We start from the raw sequence: 17,123 nt of genomic DNA on the forward strand, positions 1-17,123 counted from the left end.
GACGAAAAAAGGGAAGCAAGATCTTTACTCTATGTAATCGGAGCGGGATTGAACAGCACCAGATCATTCCGGATACCAAGCTTGTCTGCGGCCGTCATGGACCGCCCACTTGCAATATCCAGTATGAGCCTGAACAGCTCCCATCCACCCTCTTCGACCGAAATCTCACCGGACGCAATTCGGCCCGCATCAATATCCATCAAATCAAACCAGCGAGACGCCAGACCGCTATTTGTCGCGACCTTGATCGTCGGCGTTGTTGGCAGATTATAGGGAGTTCCGCGCCCAGTCGTAAATATATGCATATTCATTCCTGCGGCCAACTGCAAGGTTCCACACACAAAATCGCCTGCCGGGGTCGCGGCAAAGGTCAACCCCTTGCGCCGCAACCTTTCTCCCGGACCGGTAACATCAACAATCGGGCTCGAACCTGACTTCGCGACAGACCCGAGAGACTTCTCAACGATACCGGAGAGCCCTCCGGCCTTGTTTCCCGGCGTCGTGTTGGCAGATCGGTCTGCTCCACCCTTTTGCAGATAGGCATCATACCAGGCCATCTCGCGCACAAGACCATCGACAACATCAGGCGACGCAGCCCGCCCCGGAAGCAGATGAACCGAGTCGCGAACCTCGGTCACCTCCGAAAACATGACGCTGCCACCAGCCCGAACAATCAGGTCGGCAGCAGCCCCGAGCATCGGATTAGCAGTGATTCCTGAAAAAGCATCGCTCCCGCCACATTGCATGCCAACGACCAGTTCAGAGGCCGGACATGTTTCCCGTTGCCGCTTGTCAAGACGCTCAAGATGCATGCGAGCTTGCATGAGAATATCGTCGACTATTGCCGAAAAGCCGGTCAGTCCCTCATCCTGGAGGAACATTTTGCTGGCTTTGTCGTCACCCTCGAGCATGATCATTTCGGGGCGCAATTTCTCGCAGCCCAGACCGACCACCATGACCTCACCACCGAAGTTCGGATTGAGCGCAATATTCTTGATGGTGCGGATCGGGATGACCGCATCCGGCGCATTGATGGCAACGCCACAGCCATAGGAATGGTTAAGAGCAACGACATCATCAACATTGGGATAGAGCGGCAGAAGCTCCTCCCGGATCCGCCTCACGGCATGTTCAACAACACCGGCAACGCACTGGACACTCATGGAAATCCCCAGAACATTGCGCGTTCCCACACTCCCGTCAGCATTGCGATAGCCTTCAAATGTGTAGCCTTCAAGCGGCGGCAGTGCCTTTGGGGGTACAACAGGAGCCTTGAGGCTTTCCAACGCAGGCGGCTCGGGCAACTCGATCATATGCTCGTTGACCCAAGCCCCTTTTGCGAGAGGCTGCTTTGCAATACCGATAACCTCACCATAGCGGATCACCGGACCACCCGATGCGATATCTGCCAGCGCGACCTTGTGCCCGAAAGGAACATTTTCAAGCAAGACCGCGCCGGTATCCAGCTCCGTCCCCGCCGGCAGCCCACCCGCTGTCAATATGATTGAAACATTATCGTCCGGATGCACTTTCAGGCTGGGAACGGATGATGACATGGCTGCCTCTCTTTTCTTATTAGTGTTTTTTCTGCTTGATCAATCCATAGATCGAAAAAGCAACCGATATGGCAATCAGGATCCAAAGCACAACAGCAATCGGGCTTTTCGTGAAAAAGACCGTCAGAGTGCCGAAAGATTCAAGACTTTTGACGAAATAGACTTCCGCTTGCTTGCCCAGAATGAAGCCAATGATGAAGGGCGCGACTTCAAGCCCGACCTTCTGGCCCAGGAAACCGAACAAACCAAAGAAAAGCAGCGTCCAGACATCGAACATGATGCCGAAATTGATCGCATAAGCCCCGACCACACACATCATGATAATGCCGGGATAAAGCAGATATTTCGGAATGGTGATAACCTTGACGATGTAGCGGATCGCAAAGAACATCACGACAAACATCACGATATTGGCAAAAAGCAGGGCCACCATCATGGTGTCCCAGGTTGCCAGATTGTTGCCAATGAACAAGGGCCCCAACTGAATGCCCTGAAGAGTGAAGGCCCCGATCAACACAGCGGTTGTCGAGTCGCCCGGAATACCCAGAGAGAGCAGCGGAATGAGCGCCCCACCGGTCAGGCCATTGTTGGAAGATTCCGAAGCGATCACACCCTCAGGCGCACCTTTGCCCAATTTTGACGGATCCTTGGAAAAATTCTTCTGCTGGGTATAGGCCAGCACCGAAGCGGCCGACCCGCCAACCCCTGGCAACATGCCAACGAAGGTGCCCAGGCTGCTCGAACGGATCAGATTGATAATCTGGCCCTTGAAGACAGACAAAGAAAAACCCGCCCCGCCATTGAGGTCCAGTTTCTTGCCCTTGCCGATCTCTTCCCTGATGCCTCCTTCGGCTTCTTGCAGGATTGTGCCAAGGCCAAACAGACCGATCAAAACCGGCAACAGGGAAAAGCCGCTTTCGAGATACTCTTCCATCCAGCCCATCATCAGCCGATATTCGCCATTGCCCCCAAATGACACATCATATGTACCGATCAGGCTGAACCAGACACCGAGCACACCACTGAAAATCCCGAGCAGGAGATTGCGCGACAATGAAGCAATCACCGTAAGGGCAAACAGAATGATCAGAAACTTCTCGATATAGGAAAACTTGATGGCAAAATCGGCCAGTGTCGGCGCAAACAGGAACAGAACAATCGTGCTGAACAGACCACCGAACAGAGATGCCGTAATACCGGTTTTGAGAGCGCGTTCCCCCTCCCCTTTCTGGGTCATGGGATAACCGTCAAAGGTCGTCGTGATGGATGAAGGCGTACCTGGTATGTTGAGCAGGATCGCGGGTACGAGCCCCCCGGAAATCCCGCCAACATAAAGGCCAAGCAACAGCGCAAGACCATTGGTCAGATCCAGCGCATAGGTCATCGGCAAACACACAGCCACAGCCATGGTTGCGGTCATGCCGGGGATAGCTCCGAAAATGATGCCGACCACGACGCCGAAACCGATCAGAGCGAAGAACATGGGCGACAGATAAGATATAAATTCCATGATTCAGCCTACTTTGTTCGAATCTCAAGGCAACGTGATGTTGAACATTTGCGCGAGCACATACCAGGCCACGGTGGGCGATATGATGGAACTCAGCGTGATCGTGACAAGTTCGCGACGCCCCGGTTCATGCACATATAAAATGGACAGCAGGAACATGAAGGGGATTGAGGTCAGCAGAAAGCCAAGCCCCATATTCGGGAAGAAATCACCAACGGTTTCCATCAGGGAAAAGTAGATGATCGTCAGCACGATCGTGCCCAGGAGCCGCATCCAGTCAGTTTTCGACTTTTTGGCTGTTTGATTGTCCTTGCGATCTTTCAAAGAACGCACAAAGGCAGGACCTTTTGTGAGGGCAATCAGGACGATGAGGATCAACAAGATCCAGTGAATGATATTGGGAAAGAAGAGATGCGATTGACTAAAGTCAATCGATACCTTCAGAAGAGAGCTTCCTTCAGCCACGGCGGTGTCTCCTATGGAGATGCTTTGGACTTGGATTGTTCTGATTATCTCGATCTAACGGATCCAGCCAAGAGTGTCTTCCTGGCTGGATCCCAGTCTTTTTACAAGGATCAAATCTTAGCGAATGCTGTCGATGATGACCTCGTAGCGATCCATTTTCGCTTTCAGATAATCAGCAGCCTCTGCGGAAGGCTTGAAGTTCGGAATGAAGAAGGAATTCTTCTGGGTTTCCTGAATTTTGCCTTCGCCATAGATTTCAGCCAGAGCTTTGTCGAGAGCTTCAACAAGGGCAGGATCCATCTTCTTGTTGTACAGGAAGAAGAATTCTTTATCGAAGGTGAAGTCTTTTTCGCCATCAAGGGTAACGGACACTTTTGGAGACACATATTCAAGCAGGTCAGCCTGTGTGGTTGCCCCCATGCCTTCAGCTTTGGTCTGTTTGATGGTTTCTTCGCGAGCGGTCAGCCAGACAAAGCGCATGGCTTTCTGGTCTTCGGCAGGCAATTGGGTATATTGCTCGTTTGACTGAACAGAGCCCTGGATCAGGTCGGCCTGACCATCAAACAGAAGCTGGTTCTTGTCGGCCTGAGAGCCTGTATTGACTGCAACCAGATTGCCTTCCTTGCCAGGATAACGCAGTTTGATTGCGTTTTTCAGAGCCGAATAGCCGATCTCAGAAACGCCGCCGGGCTGAATGGCTACACGGATTTTGGCATCGTTGGCACAAGCCTGAATGATATCTTCAAGTGTTTTGTATGGGGAGCTCTTCGGCACCAGATAGGCATTGCCCGGGTTGATGGCAACAGTTGGGCCAACGGTGAAATCTTCAAAAATGTTGAAGTAGCCTTTCACACCATAAAGGAAGCCGAGATAGGACTGATCATGGAAAATCATGATCGTGCTGCCATTGGACATGCGACGCAAGGTCTTGAACGCAGCACTGGCGCCAACAGCATCCACTTTGACGTTGATGCCGAGCTTTTCAGCCATGGCCTGAGCCACGATTGCCGAGTTCTGATAGGTATCACCACCGGTTGATTTCGACCCGATTACGATACGCAAATTGTTAGGGATCTTTGCATCAGCAGCAACTGCCTGAGATCCAGCAAGCCCCATGAAGGCGCACATTGCCATTGCAAGGCCAGTTTTCATAAATTTCATAATTCTCTCCCTTTCGAACACCAAGATTGGGTCCCGTGACCGAAATCACTCCGAACAATCGGCGCTATCTGATGTTCAATTATGGCGACACATTTCGTGCACCAATCCTCCTTTAGCCTCGAAATTCGGACACGTCCCGTCACAAACAGGGCGGCGTCCGATTTTGAAGCCTCGCAGCGTTTCAGATCTCCTACCGATGAAAACGCTGTCATTAAATACTAAGACCAGGTCAACCAAACTGTCAAGAGGTCTAAAACACTCCACCATGCATTCTCAAAATTCGGCAGAAACCATAGGATTTAAGTATTAGTTGCCGACATCTATCCACAGAAAAAGGACACAAACAAAATAATGGTTGCGCTTTCATTAGTTGTTTGTCGAAATAGGGACAGTCCCGTTTGACATGCTGACCCTGGGTCAACCGGAGGCAACAGGAGGAATAACAAGATGGTAGCGTCTGATGCATTCGGGACAGGTTCCCCGAAGGTAACTGGGATGCGTGTTCTGCCCGTCGCAGGGCAAGACAGCATGTTGCTGAATTTGAGCGGAGCCCACGCTCCCTACTTCACGCGAAATGTCGTACTGCTGGAAGATGAAACCGGACATATCGGTCTCGGCGAAGTGCCGGGGGGTGAGAAGATCCGACAAACCCTGGAAGATGCGATTCCGCTCGTGGTGGGACAACCAATCGCGACGATGAACAGCGTTCTGGGCAAGATGAACGACACCTTCGCGGCCCGCGACAAGGGCGGCAGAGGCACGCAGACATTCGATCTGAGGATAACGATCCACGCACTGACGGCGGTCGAAGCCGCAATGCTTGATCTGCTCGGCCAGTTTCTGAACCTGCCCGTTGCAGCGCTTCTGGGCGAAGGTCAGCAGCGCGACAAGGTCCGTATGCTGGGATATCTGTTCTATGTTGCCGACAGAAACAAGACCACCCTGCCCTATCGTTCCGAACTTGACGCCTCCGATCCGTGGTTACGCCTGCGCAACGAAGAGGCCATGACCCCTGAAGCGATTGTTCGTCTGGCTGAAGCGGCCTATGAGCGTTACGGCTTTGAGGATTTCAAACTCAAGGGCGGCGTGCTTGCTGGCGAAGAAGAAATGCTGGCGGCCGAAGCCCTCAAAAAACGCTTCCCCGAAGGCAGAATTTCGCTCGACCCCAACGGCGCCTGGTCACTCGAAGAAGCGATTTCGCTCTGCAAGGGGCAAGACCATATCCTTGCCTATGCAGAAGACCCTTGCGGCGCAGAAAATGGTTATTCAGGTCGCGAAATCATGAGCGAGTTCCGCCGCGCAACCGGCCTTCAGACCGCAACGAACATGATTGCGACAGACTGGCGCCAGATGGGCCATTCGGTCATGTTGCAATCGGTCGACATTCCGCTTGCCGACCCACATTTCTGGACAATGCAGGGCACCGTGCGAGTCGCTCAGATGTGTCGTGACTGGGGACTTATCTGGGGATCCCATTCGAACAACCATTTCGACATCTCCCTCGCCATGTTCACCCACGCAGCGGCGGCTGCTCCGGGCCGCATTACCCCGATCGACACTCATTGGATCTGGCAGGACGGTCAACGCCTGACCAAAGAACCTTTGCTTATAAAGGGTGGTGAAATCGCGGTCCCAGACCGCCCAGGTCTTGGCATCGAACCGGACATAGACCAGATCATGGCCGCCCACGACCTTTATAAAAACAAGAATCTGGGTGCGCGAGATGACGCAGAAGGCATGCAGTTCCTGATTCCCAATTGGAGCTTCGATAATAAACGACCCTGCCTGGTCAGATAACAGAGCAAATTTGCCAAACCAGCCCTAGCGCAGACTATTTGCCCCGGATGACACCCGTCTTCCGGGGCTTTTCTTGTGCCGCCACAAATGACGTCACGCTGCAAACAAAAATCTGCTTTTCCCCATCACAAACCTCCCAGACAGCCTCTTCAGGCAAATCATCCACTAGGCTTCCGTAGGGGTTGACAAGCCAGGCGAGAGACTTTGAAGAGCGAAAATATTGCACAGATTTGTAGAATATAATGATTACACATTAGAAGATTCAATCAGTTGCACACCCAACATAGACCTTTTCTAATAAATTCCAAAAATCCGCAGAAATCCAACAATGAAATCGAATTCATTTTGCCGATTGAAATCGATTTCATTTACCCCCAGACTATGTCCATCATTTATATGATAAGGGAGAGGAAACAGATGAAGTTGAAAAGCGCACTTCTGGGGATTGCCACTCTGGCAATGACCCTGCCGATGGCTCAGGCGGAGGAATTCACCATCGGTCTTTCGAATGGCTGGGTTGGGTCTGAATGGCGCACCCAAATGATCGAGGAAGCTCAGGCAGCAGCAGAAGCCTGGAAAGCAAAAGGAGTAGATGTCAAGGTCGTTGTCCAAAGCGCCAACGTTGACGTCCCCGGTCAGATCGCCCACGTCCGCAATTTCATCAATCAGGGCGTCAATGCCATCATCATCAACCCGAATAGCCCGACGGCCTTTGATCCTGTCTTTTCACAGGCCAAGGAAGAAGGCATTCTGGTTATTTCAACCGATGCCGAAGTCTCTTCACAGGACGCGATCTATGTAGGCATCGACCAGACCAACTGGGCAGCACTGAGCGCCAAATGGCTCGCAGAAGCCCTGGAAGGCAAAGGCCAGGTCGTTGCGATCAACGGCGTCGCAGGTCATCCGGCCAATGAAATGCGCATTGCCGGCTATACCAGCGTCTTTGATACCTATCCAGATCTCAAGGTCGTCAACGAAGTCAATGCGAACTGGGATCAGGCCCAAGGTCAGCAGGCAATGCAAAACCTGCTTGCAACCTATCCCGACATTGATGGCGTCTGGGTTCAAGATGGCATGGCAGCGGGCGCATGGCGCTCTCTGATGGATGATGGCAAGGCTGGCGACATCGCGGCAACCGGCGAAATCCGCAAGGACTTCATCGACCTTTGGGTAAAAAATGACTTCATGTCAGGTGCATCCGTGAACCCACCGGGCGTGATGGCCAGTGCCTTGAATGTCGCTGTCTTCATGTTGCAGGGCCGCGAACTCAAAGAGCCTGCAAATGCCGGGCAATACAAGAATGCCCTCTATCTGCCAATTCCATTCATCGACAGCCAGAATGTCGGTGAAGTTGCCAAGGAACTGGACGGCAAGCCGGGCTTCTATTCCTACACCAGTGCTCTGAGCATTGATGAAGCAGAGGGCTATTTCAAATAATAGCCAGTAGCCACAATCAGATGTCGCCGATGACCTCATCGGTGACATCTTCCCGACCAATTGTGATGAAAGCTCACGAGACATGGCGCGGTTAAAGCTTCAGAAGATATGCAAATATTACGGTGCGACAACGGCATTGGCATCGGGAGATCTGCAACTGGATCCCGGAGAAATCAATGTCCTGATTGGCGCAAACGGATCGGGCAAGAGCACCTTGTGCAAGGTCGTGGCTGGCAGTGTCCGTCCCGACGGTGGCCAGTTTGAACTGGATGGCAACGACATCAGGCTCAACGACCCGCAAGAGGCACGGGAGCACGGAATCTGTCTCTTTTATCAAGAACTGAGCCTTTCGGGCAGCCTGTCCATCGCTGAAAATATCTGCCTTTACGATCTTCCGGTTCGCTCCGGTGCCCTCGTTGATACATCGCGGATGACCGAAACAGCGCAAAGCTATATCGACAAATTCGCAAGTGTCGTTGGCGAAGGCTTTGCCCACGACACGCCCGTGAACAAACTGCGCCCCGACCAGAAACAGCTGGTCGAGATCATGAAAACCCTGGCGAGTGAAGCACGCATTCTCATTTTCGACGAACCGACTTCAGCGCTCGACCGCTCTCAGGTGGAATGCTTCTTCAGCATCCTGAGAGAACTCAAACAGGAAGGCCGATCCATCATTTTCATTTCCCACCGCATGGATGAAATTTTCGAGATCGCCGACCGCATCACCGTTATCCGGGATGGAACGACCGTCTCCTCCCATCCTGTCGGCGAAACCAATCAGGAAACCGTCATAGCCGACATGATCGGGGAACACCCCAAGGCCACCGAGAAGAAGGCCGAGACAACCGCTCAGAAAGGTCAGGTCACCACCCGTTATCTGGACGTCGAAAATCTTTCTGGCAACAAGCTCAAGCAAGTTACATTTTCTCTTGGCAAAGGGGAAATTCTGGGGCTTGGTGGCCTGCATGGTCAAGGCCAATCGGCTTTGTTGCGGACCCTATTCGGAGCCGAGAAGCGCCAGTCCGGAACCATAACCCTGGATGGCAAATCATTGCGATCCGGCAATCCAAGGGCCGCCATTCGAAACGGACTGTCCTATGTTTCAGGCGACCGTGTACGCGATGGGGTCATTTCCGAGCGACCGATCCTGGAGAATGTCTCGCCAATCCATTTCATCAAGGAAGGAAAGCTCTTTGCCTTCCCGCAGACGCTCGGGCAGGTGGTCATTCCGGCGCTCAAGGTTCTGAATACCAAATATGCGCACCTGAACAACTCGATCAACTCTCTGTCCGGGGGGAACCAGCAGAAGGTTGTCATCGCCCGATGGTTGACCAATCCGCCCGATATCCTGCTTCTGGACGACCCGACGAAAGGCATTGATCTTAGCGCAAAAACTGAACTTTTCGCATTGGTTCGCAAGTTGGCGGACGATGGCATGGCGATCATTCTCTACTCATCCGAGGATGCCGAATTGCTCGCCCATTCCGACAGGATTCTCGTCTTCAACAATGGCTCGATCACCAGAGAACTGGTGGGAGAGGACAAAAACCGCTTCAATCTCTATCAGGCAGCATATTCGGGGGCAGAATGACCAGGTCCAATTCTTTCAAAACCCAGGCGGCAGCGACTCTGAGGCGCTTTCCCTTTTTGCCAGCTCTGGCAATGCTTGCTCTTCTGCTGATCCTCAATGGCATTGCCGAACCGAACAGCCTGACGGTTCGCGCGCTCAAGGGTGTCATAAGCACCTATCTCGCCCTTGTCTTTCTGTCTGTTGCCCAGACCTTTGTGGTCTATACCGGTGATATCGATCTTTCCGTCGGGGCCATTCTCTCCTTCGTGAATGTTTCGATAGTGGTCATCATGAGCCAATTGGGCTCGGCGCCCCATCAAGTCCTGATTGCATGCCTTGCAGGCATTCTGATCGGAGCCCTTTGTGGCCTGTTGAACGGGTTCGTCGTAGCGGGCCTCAGGATGCAAGCGATCGTTGCAACATTTGCCACCAGCATCCTGATATCCGGCCTCGCTCTCTGGGTCCTGCCGGTTGCAGGCCTTCCTGCACCATCGCTGTTCTGGAAAATCTATGGCGGACGCAGTTATGGCATTCCCAATGTCTTCTTCTTCATCACGGTCCTGATCTTTGTGCTGGCAGTCATCGCCAAGACCCGCCTTGTCACACGCTTGCTCGCAGTTGGAAACGGACAGCTCACCGCTTACCAGACAGGCCTTGCAGTCACGAAAATCCGCATCGCGGGTTATGTCGTCTGCGGCATCTTCTCGTCTTTCGCGGCCATCTGCATAACCGGAGACACGGCAAGCGGTGACCCGCTGGTGGGAGGAGCAATGACGATGTCGAGCGTGGCTGCCGTGGTACTTGGAGGCACAGCCCTGTCCGGTGGTGTCGGCTCAGCCTTCGGATCTGCAATCGGCGCATTGATTATCGGCCTTATCAGCTCACTGGTTTTCTATGCGGGAACACCCTCTGAATGGCAAAATCTCGCACAAGGCGCAACGATCCTCATCGTCCTGATGCTCGGCGTTCTGGCGTCCCGGAGGATCAATCAATGACCCTTTTCTCTCAAAGCCAAAAAGGCGGCACCCCCATCTCGCTCGCTGAAATGATCAGGAAACCGCTACTGGTTGCGCTCATTCTCATCATATTGCTGTTGGGCGCAGGTGAGGCCCTTTCACCCGGCTTTGCCTCCATGCAACAGATCTTGCGGCTGCTAATCGTTGCCGCCCTTCTGGGCGTCGTCGCTGCGGGGCAAAATCTGGTCATTCTGGGCGGTCGGGAAGGTATCGACCTCTCCGTTGGCGGTGTCGTTTCCCTTGCCGCCATTCTGGCTGGCAATGTCATGGACGGCAACAATGCCAATATCATCGCAGCAATCGCGGTTTGCCTTGCAGCAGGCGGACTTGTTGGCCTGTTCAACGGGGTCGGCATAACGATATTCGGTATCCCGCCCCTTGTCATGACCCTTGGCATGCTCGGCGTACTGCAAGGCCTGCTGGTCGTCATCCGACAGGGCATCCCCTCCGGTCTTGCCGCTCCCGCACTTGCCAATTTCGTCTCAAAACCGTTTTTGCTCGGCCTACCCGGCGTCATATGGCTTTGGATCGGCGTCGGACTGCTGATGGCATTTCTACTCAGACGCACAACGCTTGGCTATCGAATCTATGCCATCGGATCCAACGAGAATGCTGCCTTCATGGCAGGGACTCCGGTGAAAACGGTGCGCATTATGCTATTTGTCCTCTCCAGCATGTTCTCGGCTCTGGCAGGCCTGTGCATTCTGGGCTATGCGGGAACCTCATTTGCAAATGTCGGAGACAGCTACATGCTCTCTTCGATCATTGCCGTTGTGTTGGGCGGCACCCCGCTCTCTGGCGGCAAGGGTGGCTATACAGGAACCATGGCCGGAGCATTTCTACTGGTGCTCATGCAGAGCATTTTGACGACATTGAGTATCGGAGAAGCCGGACGCCAGATCATCTACGGCATCACCCTGCTCGTGTTGCTGCTCTTCTACGGCCGCAGCAAGGCACTGAGAGGGTAACGTGAATCATAAACCGAGAATAAAAGATATCGCAGTCAAAGCCGGTGTTTCGCCGACAACCGTTTCACGTGCCCTGAGCGGCTCGGGGCTGGTTGCAGAGCCGACACTGAGCCAAATCCGCGATATTGCTCGGTTGATGGGCTATTACCCAAACATCAGTGCCCGCAATCTCAGAACACAAAAGACCATGTCGGTCCTGATCGTTGTCAGAGACATCGGCAACCCCTTCTATCTCAACATTTTCAAGGGCGCTGAGAATGCCGCTCGAGATGCTGGCTATTCGATTCTCATGGCCAACACCGAAGACGATCCCAAGAAGGAAGCCGATTATTTCGACATGGTCAGCCATGGCCATGCAGATGGCATGATCCTGATGACGGGCAAAATGCCACACCAATGTCAGATCCCCGAAGACACAGCCCAGAAAGTGCTGATCGCACTGGAAATGATCGACGGTGCCGACTTCACTCATGTCATCATCGACAATGAAGCGGCCTCACACAAGGTCATTGAGCATCTGGTCGGCCTGGGCCACAAAAAGATCGCCCATATCTCGGGGCCTGTCCCCGAGGGCATGAGCATCCGGCGACGCGCCGGCTTTGAAAATGCAATGGCAAAATTCGGGCTTCCCATCCCCCAAGACTATATTCAGCGCGGGGCTTTCTCCTATCAAAGCGGAGAGGAGGCCTGCCGCAAGTTGCTCCAGTTGGATGATCGACCAACAGCAATTTACGCGGCCAACGATGAAATGGCCTTCGGAGCCATTCGCGCAGCCAAGACTATGGGACTGTCCATTCCTCGTGATCTCTCCATAGTGGGCTTTGACGATATCTATCTGGCGGACGGCTTCGTACCTGCACTTACCACCATACATCAGCCCTGTATGGAAATCGGCAGATGCGCCATGAATCGCTTGCTCGCACATCTGACAGGCGAAAACCCAAAAATCGAAACGATCACCATACCAACAGAAATCATCATACGGGAGACAACCGCTCCGCCGGTATAGGGTTTGGCCTGAGCTGGCGACATTTCGGGAAAATCAGGTCATCCTTGAATAGGGAGGAAAGAATGACGTTACCTAAAGAGGTCTTGAATATTGGTCTGATCGGCGCAGGCTTTATCGCCGAGTTCCATCTCAGATCCATGATTGGCGTGCGAAATGTGCGCGTAACCGGCGTCCACAGCCGCAGTGACGAACAAAGCGCAAATATCGTCGATGTTGCTGCGCAACTGGGACTGGGACCTTGCACCGCATTCCCGACCCTTGATGCCATGCTCGAAAGCGAAGAGATTGATGCGGTATGGATTCTGTCGCCAAACTTCACCCGCCTCGACATCATGCGCCAGATCCATGCTGCGGTTATGGAAAAGCGCAGCAAGGTCTTTGCTGTCGCATGCGAAAAGCCGCTAGCACGAACTATATCTGAAGCAAGGGAAATGCTAAGGCTGGCAAAGGATGCCGGTCTCAATCATGGCTATCTGGAGAATCAGGTCTACGCAACGCCTGTCATCCGCGGCAAGGAAATCATCTGGCGCAGAGCTGCGGCAAGTGCCGGTCGGCCCTATCTGGCCCGCGCAGCTGAAGAGCATTCCGGACCCCACTCGGCCTGGTTCTGGCAGGGCGACAAGCAGGGTGGCGGCGTTCTGAGTGACATGATGTGCCATAGCGTCGAAGTGGCCCGTCACCTTCTGACAGACCCGAAAAAGCCACGCAGTTCCCTATCGGTCAAATCGGTCAATGGCACGGTCGCCAATCTGAAATGGACCCGCACCCGCTATGCCGATCAGCTCAGAGAGCGCTATGGCAGCGATGTGGACTATGTCAATCGCCCTTCGGAAGACTTCGCCAGAGCGACCATTACATTGCAAGATGAAGATGGCAATGATCTGATGATCGAGGCAACCACATCATGGGCTTATATCGGGGCAGGATTGCGCATCCAGCTCGAATTGCTGGGGCCGGAATATTCGATGGAATTCAACTCCCTTGCAACTGGCCTCAAGATCTTCATGTCACGCGACATTCAGGGTGAGGAAGGAGAGGATCTCGTCGAAAAGCAGAATGCGGAACAAGGATTGATGCCGGTCCTGGAAGACGAGGCCGGTATCTATGGCTATACCGATGAAAACCGCCACATGGTCGAAGCCTTCCGCAAGGGAGAGAGCCCGACGGAAACCTTCGAGGATGGCTTTGCCGTGGTGCAGATGCTGATGGGGCTCTACTATTCCGCAGAAACGGGAAAAACAGTTTCCTTCCCGACCGATGAACTGGAGAATTACGTCCCCGTAGTGGCAAGGACCGGAGCCTGAACGACAAGATTGCCACTTGCCAGCATCTGTTGGCCAACAAGCCTTGAAGGGCCAGACAAAAGACAAGCAAAAAGGGGACGACCATGTCGTCCCCTTTTCCGCATTCGCTCATTGTCAAAGCCTATTCCGAAGCTTTGGCGAATTCCGCGTCGATCGCCCCTTCGCAAGCCTTGATTTCAGATGAAAAGCGATCAAGCCACGCCTGTCCGTCTTCACCGGCTTCCTTGATGAAATAGTCGCGCACGGGAGCCGTTGCATCCTGAAAGGCCTTTTTCTCTTCCGCACTTGGTGTGTAAACGGTACCACCTGCCTTGCGGAAGGTCTCATAGGCGTCGAACTCTTTCCATTTCGGATAGACCCGCAGGAACTGGTTCTGCGCCTTGATGCCATCAATGACAACCCGTTTCAGTTCATCTGGGAAGGACTTGAAGCGATCATTATTCATGATCCAGACACCGCCCATATAGGCATGACCATCAAGCACGATATAGTTGAGGCTTTCCTCGAATTTCATCATGGTGATATCGACGATACCGTTTTTCGTGCCATCCACCAGACCGGTGGACAGGGCCGTATAGACCTCAGGCCATGCAATCGGGGTCGGAGCACCACCAAGAGCCTTGACCAGTTCCTGCTGGATCGGTGCTGGAACGGTACGGATTTTCAAGCCCTTGATATCTTCGGGTGTCTTGATCTGCTTTTTGGTAGTTGCGAAATTCCGCCAGCCACCAGAGTTCGACACCATCATCAGGCGCAGATTACCGGTCTGCTCAAGCACATTCTTGCGAATATCGACAAGAAAATCCTCATTGTCATAAACGCACTCGGCCACCCGATCATCCCGCAACATATATGGAAGATCGAACGCGCCAACCGGAGCCCAGTAATTGGCCAGCTCCGGAATAGTCGTCTGGAAATAGTCAAATGCTCCCGACTGCACACCCGCCAGACATTCACGCGCCGTGCTGCACAACTGGCCACTTGGATAGATATTGACTGTGATCGCACCGTTGGAGTGATTTTCAACGAAATTTTTGAAGACGAGAAGTGACTGATGATTATAGCTTTCAATATTGGTCACATGCGGAACAGTCAGCTCGAATTCCGCAGCCTCCACACCAGCGGTCACGAAACCAGCAGTCAGAAGCGACAGACCAATTTTTAAAAATCTCATTTTTACCTCCACGAGTAAGTTAGCCAATTAACGTAAAAGCCCAAGAGGGTTGAGGCCCACTTGAAATACTCCATAGTCCTCAAGGCCATGGCACAACAGGAAGACCTCCCCGGCTCGCCCCCCATACAGCCCCCAAAACACCCCTCACATCATGCCCAACAATTTCGGAAGTCCTATGACAAGTGGAGGAAAAAAGGAAATCAAGAAGATGACAAGCGCCTCAGCAATGAGAAACGGGATGATCACACGGGATATCTTCTGCAAGGGCACTCCGGAAACCGCTGACGCCACAAACAGGACCAGCCCCATCGGCGGCGTTGCAAGCCCGACCGACAGATTGACCACCATCACCACCCCGAAATGCACCGGATCGATCCCGACATTGGTCATGATTGGTGCCAGAATAGGGGCAAAGATCAGAATGGCCGGTCCCGCATCCAGGAACATCCCGACGATGAACAGGAAGATATTCATGATGAAGAACAGCAGATACGGATTGCTCGTCAGGGAATAGAAAAAGGCCGTTATATCCTTGGCAATTCCGGAAAGCGAAACAGCCGATGCAAATCCGCTGGCCGCAGCAACAATGATCAGAATGGCCCCCGCATTGATGGCAATGCGCACGAACATGGGAAAAACATCGCGCAGCTTCAGAATCCGCATGATGAAAACCGACAACACGAGCGCATAAAGAACAGCAACAGCGGCCGCCTCGGTCGGCGTAAACACCCCGCCATAAATGCCACCCAGAATGATCACGGGGGTCAATAACGGCAGGGTCGCCGCCTTGAAAGCGGCCGTCCGCTCGCCCGGCCCTGCTCGGTCGAACTGCTGAACTTGCGGATATTTCTTGATCTGCCACCGGTTGACCAGCATCAGGGCCCCACACAGCAAAAGCCCCGGCACAATCCCGGACATGAACATCGCCGCCACAGATGTATTCATCACGAAGGCATAGATCAGCATGATCCCGCTTGGCGGAATAATTGTCCCCAGCACGGTCGCAGCAGCCGTAATCGCTGCGGCATAGGTGCGGTCATATTGATAGCGCTCCATCTCCGGAATCATCATCTTGCCAATAGCGGAGGTCGCGGCCACAGACGACCCGGTCAACGCGCCAAACATGGTGGCCGAGAGAATGACCACATGGCCCAATCCGCCGCGAAAATGCCGCACCATGGTCTGCGAAAAGGTGATGATCCGCGTGGTTATGCCGCCATTGACCATGAACTCCCCGGCCAGCATGAAAAAAGGCAAGGCAAGCAGCAGGAAATTGTCCATCCCCGTATAGAGACGTTGATAGAGCACATTGAGAAACAACAGCTTGTCAGCCTGGAACAGGGCGATGGCAGGTGCCAGCCCCAAGGCAAACAGAACCGGCACGCCAATCAGAAGCAGGACCAGAAAATAAACGGCGAAAATTGGCGAGACCATTTCAGATTTCCTTACCGGACGAGTGAAGCCTTAAATTTCAACAGAATGTTCTCTCACACCCTGCCCAAGCAAAAGGCGAAGTTCCATGACAATTTTTTGCATGGCGCTGAGAATGGTAATCGTCATCATCAGCGGGGGGGCAGCATAGATAACGCGCATAGTGATCGGTAAACTGTCGGCTCGACTATTCCCGCGCAGGAAAAACTCGTAACCGAACCTGATCCAGATCAGAAAGGCAACAATCGCCAGACAATGGATAACAATCATCAGAAGATGTCGCACCCGTTTTTCCTGCAAGGCCTCCAGCAGAAAGGTCATGGCAATATTCTTGTCTTGCAGATAGATCAGCGGCAGGCACAAATAGGCCATATAGATCATCAGGAAACGCGACATTTCATCGGTCCAGCCCAGAGGCATCCCCAGAACATATCGAAACACCACTTGCAAAAGAACAATAAGCGTCATGATGACCAGCATGCCGCCACCAATCCAGCTACCAATTCTGGCCAAGGGCGAATTGATCGCACTCAGTGCTTTTTCAATATATTCCAACATGAAGCCTGTCCCTTGAGATGATTCATTGCCCGGCCAGGATCATGTCCTATTCGGCAAAATCCCATTGAAGGCAATTATCGTCTATAGATGGCAAAAGATCCGGAATGGGCCAATCTGATGAACGGATCTCGGAATGAAAACCGACATTTCATATGCCGTTTTATACA

General features: G+C 53.0%; 14 protein-coding genes. 7 read left to right on the top strand and 7 right to left on the bottom strand.

Annotated elements, in window-relative coordinates; all coding sequences use genetic code 11:
• Positions 1-29 precede the first annotated feature (29 nt).
• The 4 genes from garD to ACHZB8_RS19910 form a co-directional block, all read right to left on the bottom strand.
• The gene (garD, locus tag ACHZB8_RS19895) at positions 30-1,556 is read right to left on the bottom strand and encodes a galactarate dehydratase (RefSeq protein ID WP_316862888.1); all 1,527 of its coding nucleotides are present in this window, start codon (positions 1,554-1,556) and stop codon (positions 30-32) included.
• Between the two features lie 19 nt (positions 1,557-1,575).
• On the bottom strand, positions 1,576-3,066 hold the full coding sequence (locus ACHZB8_RS19900) for a tripartite tricarboxylate transporter permease (RefSeq protein WP_316862890.1): 1,491 nt from the start codon (positions 3,064-3,066) through the stop codon (positions 1,576-1,578).
• A gap of 24 nt (positions 3,067-3,090) precedes the next feature.
• Positions 3,091-3,531 (bottom strand): tripartite tricarboxylate transporter TctB family protein, encoded by a 441-nt coding sequence (locus tag ACHZB8_RS19905; RefSeq protein WP_316862891.1) that lies wholly within the window; start codon positions 3,529-3,531, stop codon positions 3,091-3,093.
• Positions 3,532-3,648: 117 nt separating this feature from the next.
• Positions 3,649-4,692 carry an ABC transporter substrate-binding protein gene (locus ACHZB8_RS19910; RefSeq protein WP_316862892.1) on the bottom strand — a complete coding sequence of 348 codons (1,044 nt, stop codon included), beginning with the start codon at positions 4,690-4,692 and terminating at the stop codon, positions 3,649-3,651.
• Between the two features lie 495 nt (positions 4,693-5,187).
• Between ACHZB8_RS19910 and ACHZB8_RS19915 the strand changes: the two genes are divergently transcribed.
• The 7 genes from ACHZB8_RS19915 to ACHZB8_RS19945 all read left to right on the top strand — a co-directional run bounded on the left by ACHZB8_RS19915 (position 5,188) and on the right by ACHZB8_RS19945 (position 13,793).
• Complete coding sequence (locus ACHZB8_RS19915) at positions 5,188-6,489, top strand: enolase C-terminal domain-like protein (protein WP_394706230.1); 1,302 nt, start codon at positions 5,188-5,190, stop codon at positions 6,487-6,489.
• A gap of 459 nt (positions 6,490-6,948) precedes the next feature.
• The gene (locus ACHZB8_RS19920) at positions 6,949-7,926 is read left to right on the top strand and encodes an ABC transporter substrate-binding protein (protein ID WP_316863375.1); all 978 of its coding nucleotides are present in this window, start codon (positions 6,949-6,951) and stop codon (positions 7,924-7,926) included.
• Positions 7,927-8,008: 82 nt separating this feature from the next.
• Positions 8,009-9,517, top strand: coding sequence for a sugar ABC transporter ATP-binding protein (locus ACHZB8_RS19925; RefSeq protein WP_316862894.1), 1,509 nt, complete (start codon positions 8,009-8,011; stop codon positions 9,515-9,517).
• A complete protein-coding gene (locus ACHZB8_RS19930; RefSeq protein ID WP_316862896.1) occupies positions 9,514-10,491 on the top strand; it encodes an ABC transporter permease in 978 nt (325 codons plus the stop codon). The genes ACHZB8_RS19925 and ACHZB8_RS19930 overlap by 4 nt, the downstream gene beginning before the upstream one ends.
• 50 nt (positions 10,492-10,541) lie before the next feature.
• Complete coding sequence (locus ACHZB8_RS19935) at positions 10,542-11,480, top strand: ABC transporter permease (protein ID WP_394706238.1); 939 nt, start codon at positions 10,542-10,544, stop codon at positions 11,478-11,480.
• A 1-nt stretch (position 11,481) separates the two neighbouring features.
• A complete protein-coding gene (locus tag ACHZB8_RS19940) occupies positions 11,482-12,489 on the top strand; it encodes a LacI family DNA-binding transcriptional regulator (protein WP_316862898.1) in 1,008 nt (335 codons plus the stop codon).
• 62 nt (positions 12,490-12,551) lie between these two features.
• Positions 12,552-13,793, top strand: coding sequence for a Gfo/Idh/MocA family oxidoreductase (locus ACHZB8_RS19945; RefSeq protein WP_316862899.1), 1,242 nt, complete (start codon positions 12,552-12,554; stop codon positions 13,791-13,793).
• Positions 13,794-13,914: 121 nt separating this feature from the next.
• On the opposite strand, the gene dctP is transcribed toward ACHZB8_RS19945, so the two are convergent.
• The 3 genes from dctP to ACHZB8_RS19960 all read right to left on the bottom strand — a co-directional run bounded on the left by dctP (position 13,915) and on the right by ACHZB8_RS19960 (position 16,956).
• Positions 13,915-14,967: a TRAP transporter substrate-binding protein DctP gene (gene dctP / locus ACHZB8_RS19950; RefSeq protein ID WP_316862900.1), complete on the bottom strand. Its 1,053-nt coding sequence runs from the start codon at positions 14,965-14,967 to the stop codon at positions 13,915-13,917.
• Positions 14,968-15,111: 144 nt separating this feature from the next.
• Complete coding sequence (locus tag ACHZB8_RS19955) at positions 15,112-16,401, bottom strand: TRAP transporter large permease (protein WP_316862902.1); 1,290 nt, start codon at positions 16,399-16,401, stop codon at positions 15,112-15,114.
• A gap of 30 nt (positions 16,402-16,431) precedes the next feature.
• A complete protein-coding gene (locus ACHZB8_RS19960) occupies positions 16,432-16,956 on the bottom strand; it encodes a TRAP transporter small permease subunit (RefSeq protein WP_316862903.1) in 525 nt (174 codons plus the stop codon).
• Between the last annotated feature and the right edge of the window lie 167 nt (positions 16,957-17,123).

The organism is uncultured Cohaesibacter sp. (assembly GCF_963556055.3).
In the GTDB taxonomy this organism is placed as follows: domain Bacteria; phylum Pseudomonadota; class Alphaproteobacteria; order Rhizobiales; family Cohaesibacteraceae; genus Cohaesibacter.

Bases quoted from the DNA above. Each gene is read 5' to 3' on its own strand.
- ACHZB8_RS19925 (WP_316862894.1), top strand. From the start codon at position 8,009: ATGGCGCGGTTAAAGCTTCAGAAGATATGCAAATATTACGGTGCGACA.
- ACHZB8_RS19955 (WP_316862902.1), bottom strand. From the start codon at position 16,401: ATGGTCTCGCCAATTTTCGCCGTTTATTTTCTGGTCCTGCTTCTGATT.
- ACHZB8_RS19915 (WP_394706230.1), top strand. From the start codon at position 5,188: ATGCGTGTTCTGCCCGTCGCAGGGCAAGACAGCATGTTGCTGAATTTG.
- dctP (WP_316862900.1), bottom strand. From the start codon at position 14,967: ATGAGATTTTTAAAAATTGGTCTGTCGCTTCTGACTGCTGGTTTCGTG.
- ACHZB8_RS19900 (WP_316862890.1), bottom strand. From the start codon at position 3,066: ATGGAATTTATATCTTATCTGTCGCCCATGTTCTTCGCTCTGATCGGT.
- ACHZB8_RS19930 (WP_316862896.1), top strand. From the start codon at position 9,514: ATGACCAGGTCCAATTCTTTCAAAACCCAGGCGGCAGCGACTCTGAGG.
- ACHZB8_RS19945 (WP_316862899.1), top strand. From the start codon at position 12,552: ATGACGTTACCTAAAGAGGTCTTGAATATTGGTCTGATCGGCGCAGGC.
- ACHZB8_RS19935 (WP_394706238.1), top strand. From the start codon at position 10,542: ATGATCAGGAAACCGCTACTGGTTGCGCTCATTCTCATCATATTGCTG.
- ACHZB8_RS19960 (WP_316862903.1), bottom strand. From the start codon at position 16,956: ATGTTGGAATATATTGAAAAAGCACTGAGTGCGATCAATTCGCCCTTG.
- ACHZB8_RS19920 (WP_316863375.1), top strand. From the start codon at position 6,949: ATGACCCTGCCGATGGCTCAGGCGGAGGAATTCACCATCGGTCTTTCG.
- garD (WP_316862888.1), bottom strand. From the start codon at position 1,556: ATGTCATCATCCGTTCCCAGCCTGAAAGTGCATCCGGACGATAATGTT.
- ACHZB8_RS19910 (WP_316862892.1), bottom strand. From the start codon at position 4,692: ATGAAATTTATGAAAACTGGCCTTGCAATGGCAATGTGCGCCTTCATG.